We start from the raw sequence: 20,882 nt of genomic DNA on the forward strand, positions 1-20,882 counted from the left end.
GAAACTCATCTTGTGAAACCCATCTTCACTTTTGGATAAGTGGAACCTCCAATCTCCCTAGGAAATCAAGCCGTATCATTTCCTGAATGATAAGAAAAACGTCTATCGACGTACTTTCAAAGAAGACAGACCGCGTCTAGAGGAAGTTTTTCTTGCGAGATCAGGAAGCAGAAGCTCCGAAACTTATACTTTCTGATCTCTAAAAAAAGCCCGTTGAAGTTTCTCAACAGGCAGAAGGCACCGCTTCTTATGCGAAGCGGTGCTTTTTTAACCATGAAGCCGCATAATCCACGGCCGCCCTGACGGGCAGCAGCCGGCATTCCGCCATGCCTACCTTACCGACAGCAGCATGTCCCTTCTCTTCAAAATCCTGCCCGAGCCGGTCAAAGTCGTCGGAATCGTAGGCATAGTCTTCGAACCATTTCCACGTTCTCACGCCGTCCTCCAGAATGGCTGCCCCCATTCTTTTCCGCGGTATTTCATCGATCTGCGTCTCCGCCATATGAAAGGTCGTGCATGAGTCGTATCCGACCCCAAGCAGCAGCACCTTGGCATCCAGCCGGTACAGGGCTCCCAGCGGCGAATCCTGGCCGAACTGCGGCGTCAGCGCGTGTACACCTGTAATTTCTGCCGCAAGCGGCCCCCTGGCTGCAAACGACACCTGCGGATGGTACGAGCGGAGGGTTCCCGGCAGCGAGCGGAACTGCTCCGCGATTCTCCCCATCGCCCGGGTCGCCGTGTAATCCGGGTCAAACGCCGGCATATGCGCGTAAATTTCCTCCAGCCATGCGGAGGGTACGGGCGGGTTGGCCCATTCCGCAGGATCGGAATTCTGGCCGCTGTGGGCCGGCATCACCAGCGTCCCGGCACTGCCGAGCGCCTGCTGCAGCGCCAGAATGACGGCTTCCGCATCGCCGCACACCCAGCCGATTTTTGATAGTGAGGAATGCACCAGCAGGGTGTCACCCTCCCGGACGCCGAGACGGCCGAGATCCGCCCGGATCGACTCCACCGTGTTCAGCTTGGCCGAAGCGTCAATGACTTTTCTTTCTCCCATGTCAATCCACCTCCATTGTTCCATTGTGGCAAATTGGGGCGGCTTCGATCAAGTATGAGTTGAACATCGGGAACCCGGCGTTGGATAAAGAAAAATGCATCCTTCCCCTGGATCAAGGAAAGGATGCATGAAATTCGATGCGTTAGACAAACCGGTGGTTTTGAAGCATCGTCCGTTCAAATCGTGGTACTTTCATTCGGCTCGTTTTGGCTAATTTCGGCTAGGACCTTCCCTTTACTTAGCGCCCAGCCCTTCGTGCATCGCGCCGAGCAGGCGGTGCGTCCGGTCGCAGCCGTATTCCCAGAACATGATGCCGGCCAGTCCCTGCTCCTTCACATACTCGCATTTATGCCGGATGGATTCCTCGTCATCGTAGGAAATCAGGCTCGACCCGTTAAACAGGAACGGCGCGCGGGCTTCCTCATCCCAGTAGCGCGTATAGCCGTTTTTATCGATGTAATCGTCAGCCAGCTCCGTGAAGGATGGGCCGTATCCGCCCGTCGTGCCCGCCATTTGGTACAGTCCGCGGTTGCGGTCCGGGACCTCGTTCCAGATGCGGGAGTAGAACGCCGCTCCGATCACGATTTTTTCCCGCGGCACGCCTGCCCGGACAAAGATGTTCACGGAAGCGTCCGTGCTGATGCGGAACAAATCGCCCGTTCCGGTGTACAGGTTCGTATGATGGCCTGTCAGCACCTGGAAGCCGCCCCGCATGTCGTAGGTCATCAGCTGCACGAAATCGAGGTACTTCTGCACCTGATCCATCTCCGTGCCGTCCACATAATATTGGTCCGCCCCCGCCGCGATCGTCAGCAGGTAGTGACGGCCGTCTGCGGCGCCTTTGGCATCGAGCGCTTCCCGAATCGCCGCCAGCAGCAGCGTAAAGCTGTGCTTGTCATCCGGACTGGCGGCGATACCCGCCTCGCCGTAGCACGGATACTCCCAGTCCAGGTCGATCCCGTCAAACGGGTACTCGTTCAGCACCCGCACGGCAGATGCCGCCATCCGTGCTCTTCCTTCTTCGGTTGCGGCCGCTTCGGAGAAGCCGCCCGCGCTCCAGCCGCCGACCGACAGCAGCAGCGTCAGCTCGGGATGCTCCCGCTTGATGGACCGGATGGCCTCGCCGTTCTTCAAATGCTCCGTCGTAATTTCGTCATCCCGGACATGGCCGAACGCCACGTTCAGATGGGTCAGCCTGGACAGGTCCTCCGGCGTCATCTCCGGCAGCACGGCGTCCACGGCGTAACCCGCCACAATATATTTTTTCGACATACTTAAGACACTCCGTTTCTTATTGGGTTGTACCAGAATCTCGATCCCGGTTGAGTTGTTATGTTAGGTCGTTCTGCTGGATCGGCTTGCTCTGCCGGCTTACCCCTGCTTTGTTACCGCCGATAAAATCTGCAGCGCCTCTTTTCCCGTGCCGATCTTATAGCCGGATGCCGTGTACCGGATCTGATTCTGGCCGTCCAGCACGAACAGATGCGGGTAGCCCGCTTCGCTAGCGGCCGAAGACGAAATCAGGTCAGGCAGGGAAGCATAGCTGGAATCCCGTACAAACGCCGTCTGCGCCGGCAGATTCGGATAAGCGGCCGGATCGAAGGACGCCGTCCACTCCCGATCTCCAATGATCAGGACGATCGGCAGCGCCAGCTTGTCAAATGACTCCGCCAGCTCCCCGAGCTCGCGCAGCAGGTGCTTGGTCGGCTCGCGCTCAGGCTCGATCCAGGCCGTGATGGCACCCTGGGAACCGATCAAGCCGCCCAGCGCGGTCGCCGTCCCGTCGAAGCGCGCGACTTCCCCGCTGCCATCCAGCGTGCCCAGCACCGGCACCTCCTCGGCAGCTTCGCGGAACGTCAGCGTAACCTCCGTCGTTTCCCCTTCGCTCACCGTAAAGTAGCTGAGGCGCACCCGCACGGTTCCGTCCTTCAGGCGGATGCCCGTTGTCAGGCGATAGGCACCCGGCTCCACTTCAAACGGCACGTCGTACACGTCGGTTTGGCCAAACGGGTACACCAACGTTTTGTATACGCCGTTTTCAAGCCGGGCGAACGTAAAGTTCTCGCTGTAGGATGCGGCAGGTGCATCTGGACCGGCCGCCTCATCCAGCAGCAGGCGCAGCATGCCCCAGCCTGCGCTTCCGGTCTCCTCGGCGGAGACATACAGGGTGAACGGCGCGTCTTTCCATCCGCCGTCCTGCCAATACTGCGGCTTCTGCTCGCTCGGGTGCAGGCGGGCCGGGATGCCAAGGCTGCGGCTGGCAGCCACGAACAAGATGCCGAGCGACAGCGGGTCGCCCTTGCCCAGCCGGTAGGTACCGACCGGATTGCCTTTGCCAAGCAGGTTCGGCAGGTCCTGCCATAGACCGAAGCCCTGCTCCAGGCGGCGGGCCAGCTGCGCCGGATCGGCCTGATATGCGGCCGTCTCCTCCGGCGTAAAGGCTTCCTGGAAGAACTCCCGGTACGGCACGATCATTTCGAACAGCACGCGCGGGCACAGAATGTACCGGACGAAGAGCTCCTCATCCCAATCGCCGCCGCGCTCCAGCGCTCCGGTCAGATGGTCGTCCAACGCCGGCCGGAACGTATCGGCCAAGTCCTTGTCGTTCAGCGATTCCAGGAGCCGCAGCGGCCACTCTCCGAATTCGCCGGAACGCTCTTCCAGGAAAGCTGCGATTTCACGACCGTTGCCCCGGGCCTTGCCCAGCACCGCCTCGACACGCTCGGCCGGAAGTCCCGCCGCCTTCGCCAATCGGGCGGCATCGTCCCCGCCGAGGAAAGTTTCTTCGAATGCGGTCCGGATGCGCGTACCTTCCTCGATCCGGGCGTTGTGGCACTGCTCCTTCTCTTCCGTGACGGCATCCGCAGCTTCCCCTTCCCGTTCGGGCGGCGGCACCATGTCAAAGTCTGCCGTTCCTTCCGGCTGAACGGAGCAGTCCAGAGTCAGCTCAAAGCGCTCGCTGTCCCGGACCGAAATTTTGGTCTCACCCCAGCGTCCGTCCTTGACGGCGCGGATGACCAGGTCGCCGAAGCCCGTCTTGAAGGAGGCTTCGCCCCGCTCATCCGTCGGAAGCGTGGCGATCGGGTACAGCTCCGCCATGTTGTACAGCTCGAAGCGCACCTCGGCCCCCTCTACCGGAACGCCGGCCTCATCTTTTACCGTCACGCAGATGGTCTGCGTCGGAGCGTAATTTTCCAGCAGGTTGATCTCCGTAAACCATTCGTCGGCCAGCGTAATATCTTCAGGCCCCGGATAATCGGCGTAGATTCTCGTGTTGATCAGCATCGCACGTCGTGCCGGCGGAGTGAACCAGCCCTGGTTCAGGCGGGCTTCCGGCTCGCAGGCGCCGATGTAGTACCACTGGCCGTCGGCCCACGCTTCCACCCAGGCGTGGTTGTCGTCGCAATGCGCCCAGCGCGGGGTATAGACCTGACGCGCAGGAATGCCGATGCTGCGCAGCGCGGCCACGGCGAGCGTCGACTCTTCCCCGCAGCGGCCACGCGCCGTGCGGATCATCGTCAGGGGCGAAATCGTCCGCAGATCGCTGCCGACGTAGGTCGCCTTTTCGTGGCACCAGTAGTTCGTTTCCAGGATCGCGTCCGCCATGGACAGTCCGGCGGTCCGCTCCGCCAGTTCGTTATACAATATGCCGCGCGAATCCTCGATATTTTCAGTATTCACCCGGTATGGTAGGACGAAGTGCAGGAAGAGGTGATCCGGAACCCGCTCGCCCCAAGGCACCTGCTTGCGGATCGCCAGCGTGCGGCGCACATGGCTCAGGAACAGCGCACCGTCGTAATCCGCCAGGTCGTTGACCGGCATGTACGCGTACAAGTATTTCAAAGCCCATGTCTCCTCGGCGGTCAAAGCCTCCTCGAACACACCGAACAGCTCCTGTTTCCGGGATTCGGCCAGTGCCATCTTCTCCTGAAATTTCTCCTCGATCCGCTGCAGCATCTCCTGATCCAGCGAGAATGCGGTCGTATGCGTCGTCATTTTGCTTCCTCCTTCCACAGCTTTCCGTCTTCGCGGATGCAGTACACCGCTCGTCCGTCCGCGGACGGCGCCGTCAGCTGAAACAGGCTGCGGGTTACTTCGATCTCCGGTTGAATCGTCCAGGTATCTTCACCCTTCAGCTGTTCCCAAACCGCCGTAAACCGTCCATGGGCCTCATAGTGGTTGCGCTCGCGGTAATAGAGCTTGCGAAGCTCCCACTTGATCCGCTCGTCCTCCGGCAGCTCAAAATCCTGTGGCACTTCTCCGTCCGAGAATACGACATACCCCCACAGCTCCGGATAATGCATATTGATGATGCCCATCGGCGACCATACCCAGTTGTCCTCGGGGTACGGCTTTCCGGTCTCGGGGTTCAGCACCTTGCGATATTCGCCGTCCTGCACCTCCGTCCGCCACTCTACCCGCGAGAAGTTGACGCGCCAGAACTCGCCGGTAGCCGGGCGGCGCCCCTCGGGCGCACATTCCTTCAGGCTCGCCCACGGGATCGCCACTTCCACGCTCCATTTGCGGTTGTCTGCATCCGGACGGTTCAGCTCGCCGTCAATATGCACTGCGGTCTGCAGGCCGGCGATATCCCAGCCGTTGACCGGAGGCCCGCCGTCGCGGTAAGGCTGAACCAGCAGCAGGTCCCAGACCGTATTCAGCGCATTGATTTCAAACTCGTAATATTGATGCGTATCCCCGTCGGGATCGATAAAGATTTCAAAATCGTTGTCGTAGAAAATGACCGAATCCCGCTCGGTCAGCGTAGCCCAGATCTGATCCTCGATCAGCTCTGCGCCGAAGTAGAAATATTCGTCGTCCCACAGCATTTTGACCCGGGTCTGCTTGGCCGGCTTGGGGCGCAGATCGCCCTCGATATCAACGAAATCCTCCGTCCACTGCGCTTCGGACCAGAATGGCTTGTCCAGGCGTCCGTCCAGGACGAGCGGCCCCTGCGCCCGCCGGCAAATATAATGTTTGGGAGCATATTCAATCCTAGGCTCCAGCACTCCGCTTAGATTCATCGCGATTCCCTCCGTTATTCGTTCTGCATCGATTGTTAACCTATATTGCCGTATCCGCAATCTCCAAGGCCAGCGTCACAATCTCGGCCGGCCCGGCCGCTACGCGGAGCGCCTCTCCGGGCTGCACCGCTTCCACCGCATCCTGGCGCTCTTCCAGAATATTGCTTCGATATGCCTGGCGATACGCAAATGTCGGCGTTACGGCAAGCTCGCTGCCGCTCGAGGTCAAATTGTACCAGCGGAAGATGAGGTCTCCTGTCTCCTCACTTCTTTTCACCGCGGACTGCGCTATTCCTTCTCCCTGCCAGCCGAACCATTGATAAACCGGCGGGAGGCTGCCCGTATGCAGGCCGACCTGTACGCCCGTCCACGGTACCTGGAACTGATAGGCTTCGTTATACGCAGCCTCAGGTTTCGCAAGACCGTGCGGGATGATCATCAGCTCGGCAAAGGCTTCGCCCAGGCACTGCGCCTCCGGCGTCGGGAATACGCCCCAGTCACCCAGCTCGCCGACGGAACGCAGCAGCGTCACCGCAATCGTGTTCTGTCCGTCTTGCAGCACCTCGTATTCGTTCAAGCCCAGGTTCGCAACCGTGAGTCCCGTCCGCCCGTCCTGGATGCTGGCAAAAGCCTGCTGGTGGTGGCAGTAGCTCGGGTTGGTCCATTCGGCTGACGGCTCGTTGCCGCGGGTCACGACCTCGAACATGGAATCCGCCTGGTGAACGTTGCTTGCAAGGCCGGTCGGGAACAGCATCCGCAGCCGGTGATCCTTGGCTTGGTTATGGAAGCGGGAGGATACCTTCAATCCGCGTGATCCTTTCTCCAGCGTCAAGGTCGTCTCGATGACGATCCGGACGGTCTCCTTGGAGCGGCCGGACGATCGACCGGTGAACCATACGAGCTCCTGCTGCTCCTGCGCAAGCTTCTCCTCCGCTCCCTTCGGGATGTCCCAGGCATGAACGACCCGGAAGGACGCCTCGTAAGGCTTGTCGGCCAGAATCGTAATCTCGGCTGCTGTATTCCGGGTCGTCAGCGGGGTTTCCCCGTCCGGCTGGCGGTACATGTATTCATTGCCGATGTCCCCGCTGTCCTCGTAAACGCACAAATTAGAGTAAATCTGGCCACTCGCCTTGTCCGTCAGCGTCACCGACCCGTCGTTTTCAATGCTAACCGACACGTATTCGTTTTCCATGGTTCGGTCCCCGGTGATAAGCGTGGCCCGTTCCGCCGATGCAGCGGCTTGGGAAGCCGAGCGGACAACCGCGTAGGTGCTGAAGCCGTTAGCGGGAACGTCCGCCGCCTCCAGCTCCACCCGGACCTTTCGGGCAAAATAAGGCTGCCGGAACTTGTCGTCAGGCAGATCGTATCCGAATTGCAGTCCCAGGTCGGTGATCGTGCAGTCCACCTCCCGTCCCTCGCTGTCCACCACGATCCGGTCCGCCAGCTCGAGCTGCTTCGCCCGCGATTTCATTTCGCCGAACGGAATGCCTTCCCGGAAATAATGGCGGAGCACGTCGACTTCGACGCTGACCGTGCCGGTCCGCTTGCTGCCGGTCGTATTGAAGACGGTGAACGGAACAGCATCCGGCCCGAACGCCGCAAAGCCGGTAGTGTCGATGTGTTCCGCAATAGACTGCAGGCTGTCGTCCGCAACCGCTTCGGCGACGTGCCGGCTTTTCTCGAAGCGGGTGACCATCTCGCGATGTACTTCGTCCACGCTGCAGCCGCAGATGCTGTCATGCGGATGGTTCTGCATCAGCGTCTTCCAGGCGTACTGCAGGAGATCATGCGGATACGCCGCACCGAGCAGGCTGGCATAAGCTGCAAGCGGCTCGGCCACCTTTTCGAGCATCGCCTGGCCCCGCTGATTCAGCTGCTTCAGGTAGACGCGGGAGGAAGCCGTATTGACGAGCGTCCCCCAGCCGTCCGTCCGCTGGCTGCGCAGCTCGCCCCGGACGGAGGACAATTCACGGTCAAGCGAAGATTCGAGGGCCGCCAAATAATCGATGAAATTGGAATGGACGAAGTCCGTATCCGGGAACAGTTCGCGCGCCGTACGGATCGCCTCCGGCAGATCGAGCTGGATCGGCTGGTGGTCACAGCCGTTCATGAACAGCAGCTCCCCGGTAGAAGCGTACTTGGCGGCGTCCGCCAGCTTGTGCTGCCAGTATTCTTTCGCCTCGCCCGGATCCGCAGGCACCTCATTCCCGTTCGAATACCAGTTGGCGAACAGGATGCCGAGCACCTTGGAGCCGTCCGGCCCCTCCCACTCCAGCTCGGAGAAGGAGGATTCGTAATCGCCATCAGCGACCGTGTTGTTGAAGCCTGTAGGCTTCACGCCCCGTCCGAAGAAGGCGTTATGGATGCCGGACTGCCGCATCAGCTGGGGCGTTTGTCCGGCAAGCCCGAAGGTGTCGGGAAAGTAGCCTATTGGGGCCGGCTGGCCGTAGCGCTTGGCGTCCTTGTGCCCGATCAGCATGTTGCGCACATTGGCCTCGCTGCTCGTCAGAAACGCGTCCTGCAGGATGTACCAGGGGCCGATCAGGATGCGGCCGTCCGAAATATACTTCTCAAGCCGCGCCTGCTGCTGCGGCCGGACCTGCAGGTAATCCTCCAGGATGATCGTCTGGCCGTCCAGGAAAAAGCTGCGGTATTCCGGATCCTCATCCAGCTTGTCCAGCAGCGCATCCATCAGTTTTATCAGACGGACATGATGCTTCTCATAGGGCAGATACCATTCCCGGTCCCAATGGGTGTGGGATACGATATGAGCCGTTTTGCGATTTGGCATGTGTTTTTCCTCCTAGCTTTCCTTGACTTGAATCTGAACCTCGTGCGGGCGGTACACCGCCTGTATTCGTCCTTCCGCATCGGCCGCAAACAGCACCGACCGCTCCTGCTCCAGCTCGAACGTATAGACGGTTCCGGTATCGTCGTCCCGCACTTCAATCTGGGCATTCCACGCATATTCCGATACGAAAATGTATAAAAAGCCTTCGGAAAACCGCAGTCTGCGCCCGTAAATCCCCGGGTTGTCCCCGCCCTGCAGCCACGTCAGGCCGCTGGCGCAGCCGGCCGCCTCTACCGCATAGCGGTACAGCTCTGCCGTGGTGTCAATCCGTTCGTTCAGCTCAACCGGCAGCGGGCTCCAGATCAATCTTCCCGCGCCCAGCGGGATGTCGGTCACCACGTCGGCGGCAGGCGTTCCCGATCCGGCCTGGCTGTCGCCCGACGCCAGCACCTCTTTGTTCACCTCAGCGATGCGCCGCTTCCCGAAGGAGACCGGCAGCCGTTTACCCTGAAGGCTCAGCGTCTCCTCGCGCCGTACGTTGCGGATCTCCGTGGTGCCGAGCAGATCGGCCGCCCGCTCTGTCCGCCGCCAGTACGCGTCGATCGAGAGCGGCCCGGTCACGAGCAGCACCGCTCCCGTGCTCCGGACGATCTCAAGCAGCCTCGCCCAAGCCGCGTCCTCGATATTGTGCGGGCTTGGCAGCAGAATCAGCTTGGCCGGATGCTCCGCCAGCGGCTCCAGATCGTATTCGGACACGGCCCGCAGCGGCTGCTTCAGCTGATAGGACAGCACGCGCGTCATCAGGCGCGTCGCCTCATTCGCAAACTTCCGGTTCGAGAAGTCGTTCGAGTACGGGAACACCGCCGCGATATCCTCCAATTCGCGGTCCCGGAACAGGTCGCGGATTCCGGCCATAAACCGGCCGAACTCGTACGAAACGTCCGCCTCCGGCTTCTCCGTGCCGTCGGCCCGCAGGGCACCGATATGCGATTCGTTCGCGTTATCCATATAGAAGTTCGTGTTCCAGATCCAGTGGATCGCTCCCGCACCGCCCGTCGAGAACGCGTAAGCGTACTTTCGCTCCAGCATGCTGCGTAGCTCCCGTTCGCTCCGCTTGGCCAGCCCTTCGGCCGTCTCGACGTACATGATCCCTGTCTCCTGAACGACATTCGGCTTGTCGGCCGTCTTGGCAAAAATCCCGTCCCAGACCAGATCGTCGTTCTGCCACCAAGAATGCACCGTCGTATAGTCTGCTGCCTCGCGGTAAAAGAACGGCGACGGCCGCTGCGAGCCAAGCGCCTCGTCCTGGCCGACAGTAACCAGCTGATCCGGACACAGCTCCTTGATCGTGTCATACAGCTGCTGGGCCCAGCGGTTATGCATGTCCATCGAGAACAAGCAGTAATCCAGCCAGCGCGTCCCCTTCTTGCCTGAATGCATATCCTGCACGTCAAAGTTGATCTCCTGCGGCTCCGGAATCGCGGCGACCGCAAAGCTCGGCAGCTGCTCCGGCGTCATATTCCACCGCTCCTGCAGCTGCCCGATTTGGCCGTGGCGCCGCTCCAGCCATTCCGCAAAGGCTGCCCGTTCATATCGGTCATGCGAAGAGCGCGGCCCTGCCGAGAAAATACGCGCCGGGTCAAACATCGACGGTTCGTTGATCAAATCCCAGTCCACGTTCGTCGTGTGACGGTGGCGGGAGACGATGGAGCGGATATACCGCTTCTGGGCCTCGACGCTCTGCGGATCCAGGTAAGGATTGACCCCTTCCCATGTCTCCGGCGTAAAGGAGAAAAAGGTGAAGGTGACGTGAAGTCCATGCTTCTTCGCCGTCAGGATAAAGGCGTCGATCGCCCGCAGCACCTCCTCCGAGGCATGGCCGTCGACCTGCATGATGTTGCGGTAGGCGGTCCACACCCCGGTACGGATCCAGTTGCTGCCGGCCGCCGCCATTTGGGCCATGTCCCGGTCCCACACGTCGCTGTTCGGCAGGAACAGGAACTTCCGGGCCACATCGGACGCCATATACGTCATGCCGACGATCGGCAGCGGCCGGCCGTCCTTGACGAAATAGTCTCGCCCGCGGGTCAAGAGGCTTCCTTCCTGAAGCAGCTGTGCGTCATGCCCCCAGAAGCCTTGACGCAGCACCCGTACTTCGCCGTCTTCCGACGTAGCGGTGCATTCCACCCGGTACAGCCCAGCGCGAAGGGCAAGCGGCACAAATATCCGGACGAAGTCCAGCTCGCCCGTAACGCCCGTCGTGAACCGATGCTCCCACTTCTGGTCCCCTTCGTCCTCCTCTACCGTAAGGACGAACGTCCATCGCTCGGCATCGCGAATCGCGGCCCGCTTCGGAAAGATCCGCTGCGTTTGCAGCGTCAAGACCGCGTGATCGCCCGGCTCATAGGCAGCGTAATTGGTCTTTAGCGACAGCTCGGTGACCGGACGCGACGCAAACCCTGCCCAGGTACCCAGCGCCTCTGCTCCGCCCTGACTCCAGAACGCGGAGGTGAGCGGCACGTTCACGAACAGCCAGCGTGAACCGGCAAAATCACCGCGCGAGTTCTCCCACAGCACCACCGGAGCGGCTACCTCGCGGCCGTCGGCGGATACGCCGGTCAGCAGCGCATGCACCTGCGTGCTCATCGTGCCGGCGGAGCCCATCTGGTGCGGCAGATCGGCGTTCCGGGTCGTGTGCGGCACCAGGTTCAGCGTGTCGCTGATGCCAAACAGCTGCTCCTGACCGGCCAGAAGCAGGATCTGCTCCGAAGCCCGCAGACTCGCGACCGGTCCGGCGTCCACATGCAGCATTTCATGAATGTACAGCTCCCGGTGGTAAGCGGTCTGCTCCGCCTCCGCCTTCCATGCCCCATCCTCAAGCCGGACCGGCCGGCGGAACGGAGCCCCGCCGACGCTGACGAGCCCGCCGCCGCATCTTAGAAACGCCACAATGTCCGCCCATGCGTCTTTCGGAAAATACGGTGCATGCAGATTTACGAAGCATCCTTCCTCAGCAGTCCGCAGCGCTTCGGCAAGATCTTTGGCGTCGACCACTTTACCGATCCGTCGCAGCTCTTCATGCTGTGCGACTGGAGGAAGCGATGCTCCCGGAAACGAGGAATCGCAGAAAATGATGACCGGCCGGCTCATAGAATCCCTTCTTTCATCGCTTGATAGACCAGCTGCGAGAAGAGGCTGTTCGACCAGGCAAACCACGATCTCGTATACACGGCTGGATCGTCGGCAAGGAATCCCTCATGCATATAGCCCGTTCCCGCGTCCGTCGCCTCCAGCGTCGCGATCATCTCCAGCTTTTCTTCCTTCGTGACCGCTGTCAGTCCCTGCATGGACAAAGCCATATGCCACACATAGCCTTCCGGCGTATGCGGGCTGCCGATGCCCTTTGCCGCCCGGCCTTCGAAGTAGAACGGATTGGCTTTGGACAGCGCAAAGCGTCTAGTGTTTTGATAGATCGGATCATCGGCTGTGACATAGCCCAGATAAGGAATAGACAGCAGTCCCGGAGTACCCGCGTCGTCCATCAGACAGTAGTTGCCGAACCCGTCGGTCTCGTACGCGTAAATCGGTCCGAATTCCGGATGGCGGTAGATGCCGTAGAGCTGGATGCCGTGATGGATATCTTCCTCAAGCGCCTTCAACTCCTGCAAGAAGCCCGTATCGCGGAACACCCATTCGGCGAACTCCTGCATGTGGCGCAGCGCAACCACGGCGAACATGTTGCCCGGAATGTTGTAATGAAAGTCGCACGCGTCGTCGCTGGAGCGGAAGCCGGACCAGACCATGCCCGTATAGTTGACCGGCATGCCGAGCCCTCCGTTTGCCAGCGTATCCTGCCGGATGCCGTTATTGCGCATAAAACGGTACGGCGACTGTTCCATATGACGCTGCTCGGTCCGGAACAGCTCGTAAATGATCCGCATCGCCGATTTAAATCCGGCGTCGAAAATGTCCGTCAGCCCGGTTTCCTTCCAGTACGCATAGGCGAGGCGCATGGAGAAGCACAGAGAGTCGATCTCGAACTTGCGCTCCCACACCCAAGGGCCCATATCGGTCACGTCGGCCTTGTTCCAGTGCCAGTCGTTCGCCGACTCATTAAACGCGTTCGCGTACGGATCGATATGTATGTACTGAATGTGCCGCTTGACCAGCCCGCCGATCATCCGCTGCAGCGCGGCATCCTCTTTGGCGAAAGGCACGTAATGCATGACCTGCTCCACGGAATCGCGGAGCCAAGACGCGGGAATATCCCCGGTAATGACAAAGGTGGTCCCGTCATCCATCAGCTTCGTGGTCGTTTCCAGCGTGTTCGGAAAACAGTTTTTGAACAGCTGCAGCAGCTTGGGCCGGTGCGCCAGCTTCTCTTCCGCTTCGGTCAGCACGTTCTGAATGGAAGCCGGAAGTTCCATCCGCGGCATGTTGATTTGAGGCAATCTGAATTGTTCCATTCTTGATCTCCTTTTGTATACATGGTCATATGCTCCGGGCTGATCCTAAGACGAGGCGACAAGCCATTATTACCTTTGGCCCCGAATCCTGTCCGTTTACCCGAAAGAGGGGGAGGCCCCGCCGTGAAAAGTGCAAGGCGTTCCTCCCCGTGATCGTCCGCTTAGTCCGCTTATAGCGTCCGGTCCATCCGTCAGTTATGGGTCACGACGGCGCCGGATCCGCCGTACATTTCCAGCTCTTCGTCGAACTCCAGCTTCAGCACCGTCATCTGCTCATGGGTGTCCTCAGGGGTCATGTGAATCCATGTCGTCCCCGGGATGTTGAACCACGGCACCCCGCCGTGAATTTCATGCGAGAGCTCTTTGCCCGAGTGGAGCACGGTGATCTTCTTGATCGGGTTGCACAGCCCTTTGAGGCAAATGTTTTCCTTCGGATCGTCATAGACAAACAGGTACAGCGTCTTGCGGTCCTTGGACACCGTGCTGCCTCCGAGGTAATAACGGGTCATGATGCCTTCCTCCGTGCCGAACACCGCCTCTTCGTGAGTGCGGATCCAATCGCCCAATCCGAGCAAAATATCTTCCTGCCGCTTGTCGATCGTGCCGTCTTCCCGCGGTCCGATATCGAGCAGCATGTTGCCGCCCATCGAAATGCAGTCACAGAACATGCGGATGATCTGGTTCAGCGACTTGTATTTGTTATCTGTCGGCACGTAGCCCCAGGACGTGTTGATCGTCGTGCAGAACTCCCACGGCCCTTCCGGTCTCGTGATCGGAATGCCCTGCTCCGGCGTTTTGTAATCGCCGTGGCCCTGCAGACGGGAATTGATGATGATGTCCGGATTCAGCGTGTGCAAATATTCCTTAAAGGCCGGCAGGTTCCACTGCTCGGCGCTGCGCTCCCAGTCCCCGTCGAACCAGAGCAGATCGACCTTGCCGTAGTTCGTCAAAATTTCCCGCAGCTGGTTGTTGTTAAACTCGAGGAACTTCTGCCAGCGCTCTTCGTCCTGAACGCCGTCCTGAGGGCTGGAGAAGCGGTTGGCCGTGCTCAAATCTTCCGGCACCTTGCCCCCTTCATAGACACTCGGATAGTCGGGATGGGACCAGTCGATCAAGGAATAATACATGCCCAGATGGATCCCGCGCTTCTGGATGGCCTCCGCGTACTCCTTAACGATGTCCCGCTTGGCCGGCGTTTTCTGAATGACGTTCAGATCGCTGTACTTTGTGTCCCAGAGCGCTACCCCGTCATGGTGCTTCGTCGTCAGCACCGCATATTTGGCGCCGGACTTTTCGATCAAGTCGGCCCACGCTTCGGCATCGAATTTCGACGCCGTAAATCCGTCCAGCTGCTTCATGTATTGTTCATAGGGAATGTGTCCGTTGTAGAATGACCAGGACTCAGCCACTCCGTCGACGGCATAAATGCCGTAGTGGATAAAAATCCCCAGCTTTGCGTTTTCAAACCATGGTTGCATATCGGTCGCACCTTTCGCGTTGTATTCAATTGTTTATAGGCGGTGTTTGGATTTATACTCTTATGCCGCGCCCGCCCGCTGTCTTAGCGGATACGGAACACGTGCGCGATCGGCGCCAGCCCTTCGCGTTCCTTCTCCGGAAGGCGGATGGCGACGCCGTCATCCGTGCGCCGGAATTCCAGGTTGTCCGCTCCGCCGACGAGATCGATCCGGCTGAACGGCTGCTGCAGCGGCAGATGCAGCTCCGCTGGAACCGCTTCGTGTTCGTCCCGGTACAGGTAAAAGGCGTAGGTCGTGTCGCCTTTTTGGGTGAACTGCGCCCGGCCGACCGAATACGGCTCGCAAATCCGCGTGCCATAAATGGCTTCGCCGTGAACCTTCAGCCATGCGCCCATGCCCTTGATGCGGGAGATAGCCGTTTTGGAAATCCGTCCGTCCGGCTGCGGTCCCACATTGAGCGCCAAATTGCCGCCCTTAGCAACAATTTCAACCAGCAGATGGATCAGCTGGCGGACCGTCTTGTAGTCGTCCTCATAACGGAAGGAGAAGGCCGATCCCATCGTGATGCAGCTCTCCCAAGGTACGCTCAGCGCGCGTTCGGGCAGCGTCTGTTCCGGCGTGATCAGGTTTTCGTAAGGTCCGCCCACCGTGCGGTCCGCCGACAGCAGCCAAGGCTGAATTTTCCGCGCCCGCTCAACCACTTCGCCCAGACGGATGTTTTGATCCCGATAGTCGTTGACCCAGCCGGCATCCAGCCACAGCACGTCGATCTTTCCGTAATTCGTCATGAGCTCCATGATCTGCTCATGCGTGAACTGGACGAACTGCTCCCACAGCCACGGATATTCCTTCGGATCGTAGGTCGGCCCGCGGGATGTCGTTGTTCCCGGCTTCATCCCGGGAGCCCAGTAATACGGGGTGTGCCAGTCCGCCTTGGAGAAGTAGGCGGAGATGCCGAGCCCTTTTTCCCGGAAAGCGTTAAACAGCTGCTTGGTGATGTCCGCGTATTTGTGCGTATGGAACGGGCAGTCCGGCCCGGTGATACGGTAATCGGTCGTCTTCGTATCCCACATGCAGAACCCGTCATGGTGCTTGGTCGTAAAGTTTAAATATTTAAAGCCGTTCTCGGCGGCCAGATCCGCCCACAGCTCCGGCTGGAAACGGAGCGGGTTGAACGTCTTGTTCAAGGCAAAATACTCGCGTTTCAGCTCCTCCGCATCGATGTCCCAGTCGATTTCGTTTCTGGACCATTCCTCATCCACGTCGCTCAGCGCCCAGGATTCCACCAATCCGAGCTGGGAATAAGGCCCCCAGTGCATCATCAGGCCCAGTTTCTGGTCTTTGAACCATTCCAGGCGCTCCAGCAGCAGCGGATCCTCGGGTTTCACCCAATGCTCTTCACTGCTGTAATTGTGGACGCCTTCCACGACGACGGACTCCTGTTCTTCCTGGACCTGCTTGATTTCGCTCATCTTGCACCCTCCATTGATTCGGATTTTTATCATAGATTGAGCTGCCCGCCGCTAAACCGCGCCTTCCTATCAACAAAATTCTCCATATTTCGACTTCGTTCGTTTTTCTCTCTATGTCCAAAAGCCCGAAATATTGGTATCATGGAACTTGATCAGACGCATTACGGTTAACGGGAGGCAGAATTGTTGAAGAAAAATTACTTCAAGTCCAAGCTGTTTTTGAAATATATCTGGTCCTATTTATTTATCTTGTTGATTCCCTTGATTCTCATGACGATCTTTATTTATGAAAACGCTGTGACGAACCTCCGGTCCGAGATCGAGCACTCCCGGTTGGATCAGCTGACCCAGACTAAAGTGATCATTGACGGGCGGATGAAGGAGCTCAGCGAAATCGCTTCCCGTGTCTCCTATGACGAGAGACTGACAAAATACCGGGTTCATGACCCGCTGACGAGCGGAGACGCCATTCAGGCACTGGATCAGTACAAGGCAACCAGCTCGATTATCGGCGAAATTTTCCTCTATTTTCATAAGGATGAGAAAATCTATTCCAGCAACGGCCTGTACAATCTTGATGTATTCGCCAAAAAGTTCAGCTTCCAGAGCTGGGACAAGAGCCGGATGTTCAAGGATCTCAATGAGGGCCAATATCCGGAGATGCGTCCCGCCGATACGGTCAGCAACGCTTCCGGTTTAAAAGAAACGATGCTCGCGTACCTGATTCCGATTACGCCCAACAGTCCGACGCCGCACGGAACGGTCATGTATTTGATTCGGGAATCCGAGCTTACCAGCCTGATCGATTCCATTCTCGGCAGTTATCAGGGGTTGACGTATATTCTTGACAACGAAGGCCGCATTCTGGTGGACAACCGTCAAGGCGAAGCGCTCACCGGAAGCGAGGCCAAGTCGCTGATCAATCTGTCCCCTGGCATTCACGAACGGACCATTAACGGCAAGGCGCATTCCATCGTCTCGGTCAAATCCGACAATAACGGCTGGACCTACGTTACCGCCATGCCGAGCTCGCAATTCTTCAGCAGCGTTCTGCACGTGCGGAGCTTTATCATCATGCTGTTCATCATTGTCGTCCTTGTCGGCGCGGCCATCGCGCTGCTCCTTGCCCGCATGCAGTACCAGCCGATCTCGATGCTCGTGGAGTTTGCCTCCACCAACTCCCCGGCCAAGCGGCCGCAGAGTGGCAAGACGCCGTCCGGCAACGAGCTGGACCGGATCCGCACCGCGCTGCAGGAATACAGCTCGCGGATCGATTTGCAGGAGCCGTTCGCCCGCAACCACTTCCTGTCGATGCTGCTGAAGTACGGCAGCGCTCAGAGCCTGTCGCCGGAGCTGCGGGAGGCGTTCGACCTTCATTTTGACCGGTCACGGTACTTTGTGATGGTCATCGGGTCGGAGCCGGCAGAGCAGGAGAAAAGCGACCTGCAGGACCGCACCGAAATGATCCGGCTGCTGACCCAGATCGAATTCCCTGAGCTGGCAGCTCTCGGCTATGGCGTGGAGCTTCCGCAGCTGGACCAGCTGGGGCTCATCATCTGCTACGATCCGGAAGAAGGCGCCGAGGAGTTCAACCGGATGCACCAGATCGTCGAGGCGGTCCGCGGCTGTCTGCTCGAATCCTTCGACGTCTTTCCGATGATCGGCGTCGGCACCAGCTATCCGAGCCCGGACCAGCTGAACCAGTCCTTCATCGAAGCCTGCTCGGCTTTCGAGCTGCGGGCGACCACCGGCCAAGGCAGCGTCACGTATTTCGAGAAGCTGTCCTACACGCCGGACCATACGGCCTGGGTGCCGAACAACACGCTGATGAAGCTGTCTCAGAGCTTGAAGCAGGGCAGCTACGACGTTGCCGCCCAAATTATCTCCTCGTCGGTGCAGGACCTGCAGGTGGCCGAGGTATCGGCGATGCTGATGCGCTGCGTCTGCTTCGACCTGCTCAACACGATCCTCAAGACGGCATCCGAGCTCGGCATCCACAGCGTGCTGCAGGACGTGCCTCCGGGCATGGTGTACAGCAGCTCGCTCGAGGAAGTCGAACGCGGCCTGCTCAGCCTGGCTTCCCGGATCTGCAGCCAGGTCGAGCGGAATAACCAGAAGGAAGAGCAGTCGATGATCGACCGGATCGTCGCTTACATCGACGGGCATTACACCGACCATACGCTGAGCCTGGAGAGCGTCGCTTTTGAATTCGACATCTCGCCGTCCCACGTCAGCCGGTCGTTCAAGGAAAAGATGGGGCTGAACTTCATCCAGTACGTCTGGCAGAAGCGCCTCGAAGAGGTGATTCATCAGCTGCGGACGACCAGCGATCCGCTCAAGGACATCATTCTGCGGGTCGGCTACCAGGACACCCCGAACTTCACGCGGAAGTTCAAGAAGGAGACCGGCTACACGCCGGGGCAGTACCGGAAACTGTTCTCCGAAACCGGCCAGCCTCCCGCTTCTTCCGATCCGGACGACGAATAAGGCTGCGCCTCTTCCCGCTTCTTCTTAAAGCAATAGCCAACTCCCCTGCCGCTTGCGCAGCAGGGCGATGTTGGCTATTTGCTTTTGCATGGTGCGGATGATCCGGTTACTTGCCCGAGTTCCAGCGGTCGTAAGCGCCCTGGTACAGCTCGGCGATCCGGTCGCCTCCCATTTTTTTGATTTGCGCTACATATTTGTCCCAGTTCGAGAGCGGTTCCTGGCCGGTCACAAACTTCGCTTCCATCTGCTTGACATAGGTGTTCAGGTCAGACAACAGTGCCGTTGCTTCCGTCTGCTCTTCATTGGTCAAATAGACGTTCGGGAATGGCGTTTTGCCGATCGGCGTCAGCTTCTCTGCGTTTTCTTTGTCAATGAAGCGGTCAAAGTCGCTCTTCAGTCCTTTGGTCAATTCCGCAGAGTTCATGCCCGGCGCAAGAATGCCGTAGTTCGGCGTCAGTGTGCCGCGATATTCCTCACGGTCGCCGCCACCCGGTACCGGCAGCCATTCTTTCTCATGGGCTTCTTTATCTTTGTATTTCCACAGCGTATTCTCCGGTCCCTGACTGAACAGCGTAGCTCCGTCATAACCGTATTGGTAGTCGATCCAGCGCATCGTCGCTTCCGGATTCGGGTCCTTGCTCGTAATCGCAAACGTGCCGTTGGCCGAAATACCCGGGTGCTTGCCGTAAACCGGCGTTCCCGGAATTTCGCTGGCGACCGGCGTCATGAGCGGGTTGTCCGAGCTTGGCTCGCCGCCCAGCGTGAAGTAAGGGAAATAGTCGTTGAACACGCCGATCTGGTTGTTTTGCCCCTTGGCCTTCTTCTGATCCGGCGTCTGCGAGAACGTCTCGTGATCCAGAAGGTCTTCCTTCCACAGTTTATTCATGAAGGTCAGGTAGCCCTTGTAACCCTCTTCTTGCGGCGTATAGTGTACTTTTCCGTCCTTGTCGGCGTAGATCACTTCGTCATAGATGCCCCAGAAGCCAAGGAAATACATGCGCAGGTCGTCCAGCTTGACCGAGGTCAGCGGTATTTCGTCCTTTTTGCCGTTGCCGTTCGGATCTTCGTCCTTGAAGCGTTTCAGCAGCGTGTACAGCTCGTCGGTCGTCTTCGGCAGCTCGGTCACGTTCAGCGCCTTCAGGAACTTGCCGTTATACCACATCGGGCTGCGGTACCATACCGCCGACAGATCGATGTTCGGCAGCGCATAGATATGCCCGTCAGGCGTCGTAAACGACTTGCGGATATCCGGATGCTCGTCGAAAATTTTCTTGATGTTAGGCGCATAGCCTTCGTCGATATACTTTTCGAGCGGGATCAGAACGCCCTGACTGCCGTATGTCACCTGCTCCGCCGGTTTCAAATCCGCCGCATAAAATATGTCTGGCAAGTCGCCGCTCGCGAATACGAGGTTCTTTTTCGTCTCAAAGCTGTCGATCGGCGAAAGCTGGTATTCCAGGTGGATGCCCGTCAATTTCTCCATCTCTTGCAGCACGGGCATTTTGTTCCAATCGGCCACGCCCGCATCCTGGGACATCACTTTTAGCGTGAGCGGCTTGTCCACGATCGGGAAGCCTTCTTTTTTAACCCCTTCGGCCGCAGATCCGGCAGCTGAGGAGGAACCCCCGTCGCCGTTGGAACCGCAGGCTGCCAGCAGGCTGGCGGATACGGTGAGGCAGAGCAGAATAGATGACGCCTTGCGAAGCTTATTCATGTTTTACAAACTCCCCTTTTTGACTTGATGTCGATTCTAAGCAGGTAGGATCAGCCCTTTACGGAACCAATCATAACACCTTGCACAAAGTAACGCTGGAGAAATGGGTAAATGACAATCACCGGAATAGTGGCGACGATAATCACGGAATACTTCACCAGGGCGGCGATTTCCGCCTTGTTGTTCATCGCGGCCGCCGTGGAGGCGTCGATCGCTCCTCCGCCCTGCGCGGCCATTTCCTGCAGTACCAGAATCTGGCGCAGCACCAGCTGCAGCGGGTATTTCGCCGAGTCGTTCAGGTAAATGAGCGCCGAGAAGTAGCTGTTCCAGTTGCCCACCCCATAGAACAGGGCCATCACCGCGATGATCGGCATCGACAGCGGCAGGATGATC

Annotated in this window: 11 protein-coding genes and 1 pseudogene; 1 reads left to right on the forward strand and 11 read right to left on the reverse strand. The window is 58.8% G+C overall.

Annotation, left to right across the window (positions count from 1 at the left end):
- Positions 1-247: 247 nt before the first annotated feature.
- The 9 genes from IAE55_RS21975 to IAE55_RS22015 form a co-directional block, all read right to left on the reverse strand.
- Positions 248-1,057, reverse strand: a complete 810-nt coding sequence (locus IAE55_RS21975; protein ID WP_200633893.1) for an aminoglycoside N(3)-acetyltransferase — start codon at positions 1,055-1,057, stop codon at positions 248-250.
- 234 nt (positions 1,058-1,291) lie between these two features.
- Positions 1,292-2,329 carry a glycoside hydrolase family 18 protein gene (locus IAE55_RS21980; RefSeq protein ID WP_145163517.1) on the reverse strand — a complete coding sequence of 346 codons (1,038 nt, stop codon included), beginning with the start codon at positions 2,327-2,329 and terminating at the stop codon, positions 1,292-1,294.
- 99 nt (positions 2,330-2,428) lie between these two features.
- Positions 2,429-5,053 (reverse strand): transglutaminase domain-containing protein, encoded by a 2,625-nt coding sequence (locus IAE55_RS21985; RefSeq protein WP_145163519.1) that lies wholly within the window; start codon positions 5,051-5,053, stop codon positions 2,429-2,431.
- Entirely contained in the window at positions 5,050-6,081 is a 1,032-nt protein-coding gene (locus IAE55_RS21990) for a carbohydrate-binding family 9-like protein (RefSeq protein ID WP_200633894.1), read from the reverse strand. Before IAE55_RS21990 ends, IAE55_RS21985 begins: the two co-directional genes overlap by 4 nt.
- A 40-nt stretch (positions 6,082-6,121) precedes the next feature.
- Positions 6,122-8,872, reverse strand: coding sequence for an alpha-mannosidase (locus IAE55_RS21995; RefSeq protein WP_200633895.1), 2,751 nt, complete (start codon positions 8,870-8,872; stop codon positions 6,122-6,124).
- A gap of 12 nt (positions 8,873-8,884) precedes the next feature.
- A complete protein-coding gene (locus IAE55_RS22000; protein ID WP_200633896.1) occupies positions 8,885-12,022 on the reverse strand; it encodes a beta-galactosidase in 3,138 nt (1,045 codons plus the stop codon).
- On the reverse strand, positions 12,019-13,338 hold the full coding sequence (locus tag IAE55_RS22005) for a glycoside hydrolase family 125 protein (protein WP_145163527.1): 1,320 nt from the start codon (positions 13,336-13,338) through the stop codon (positions 12,019-12,021). Before IAE55_RS22005 ends, IAE55_RS22000 begins: the two co-directional genes overlap by 4 nt.
- 191 nt (positions 13,339-13,529) lie before the next feature.
- Positions 13,530-14,816, reverse strand: a complete 1,287-nt coding sequence (locus IAE55_RS22010; RefSeq protein WP_200633897.1) for an alpha-L-fucosidase — start codon at positions 14,814-14,816, stop codon at positions 13,530-13,532.
- Between the two features lie 83 nt (positions 14,817-14,899).
- Positions 14,900-16,288 carry an alpha-L-fucosidase gene (locus tag IAE55_RS22015; RefSeq protein ID WP_105444956.1) on the reverse strand — a complete coding sequence of 463 codons (1,389 nt, stop codon included), beginning with the start codon at positions 16,286-16,288 and terminating at the stop codon, positions 14,900-14,902.
- A 186-nt stretch (positions 16,289-16,474) separates the two neighbouring features.
- Between IAE55_RS22015 and IAE55_RS22020 the strand changes: the two genes are divergently transcribed.
- The gene (locus IAE55_RS22020; RefSeq protein ID WP_200633898.1) at positions 16,475-18,775 is read left to right on the forward strand and encodes a helix-turn-helix domain-containing protein; all 2,301 of its coding nucleotides are present in this window, start codon (positions 16,475-16,477) and stop codon (positions 18,773-18,775) included.
- 106 nt (positions 18,776-18,881) lie between these two features.
- On the opposite strand, the gene IAE55_RS22025 is transcribed toward IAE55_RS22020, so the two are convergent.
- Positions 18,882-20,489: an ABC transporter substrate-binding protein gene (locus tag IAE55_RS22025; RefSeq protein WP_200633899.1), complete on the reverse strand. Its 1,608-nt coding sequence runs from the start codon at positions 20,487-20,489 to the stop codon at positions 18,882-18,884.
- A 50-nt stretch (positions 20,490-20,539) separates the two neighbouring features.
- Positions 20,540-20,882 (reverse strand): annotated as a pseudogene (locus IAE55_RS22030) (carbohydrate ABC transporter permease); the annotation flags it as partial.

The sequence above is a fragment of the Paenibacillus sp. S28 genome (assembly GCF_016624415.1).
Taxonomy (GTDB): domain Bacteria; phylum Bacillota; class Bacilli; order Paenibacillales; family Paenibacillaceae; genus Paenibacillus_AQ; species Paenibacillus_AQ favisporus.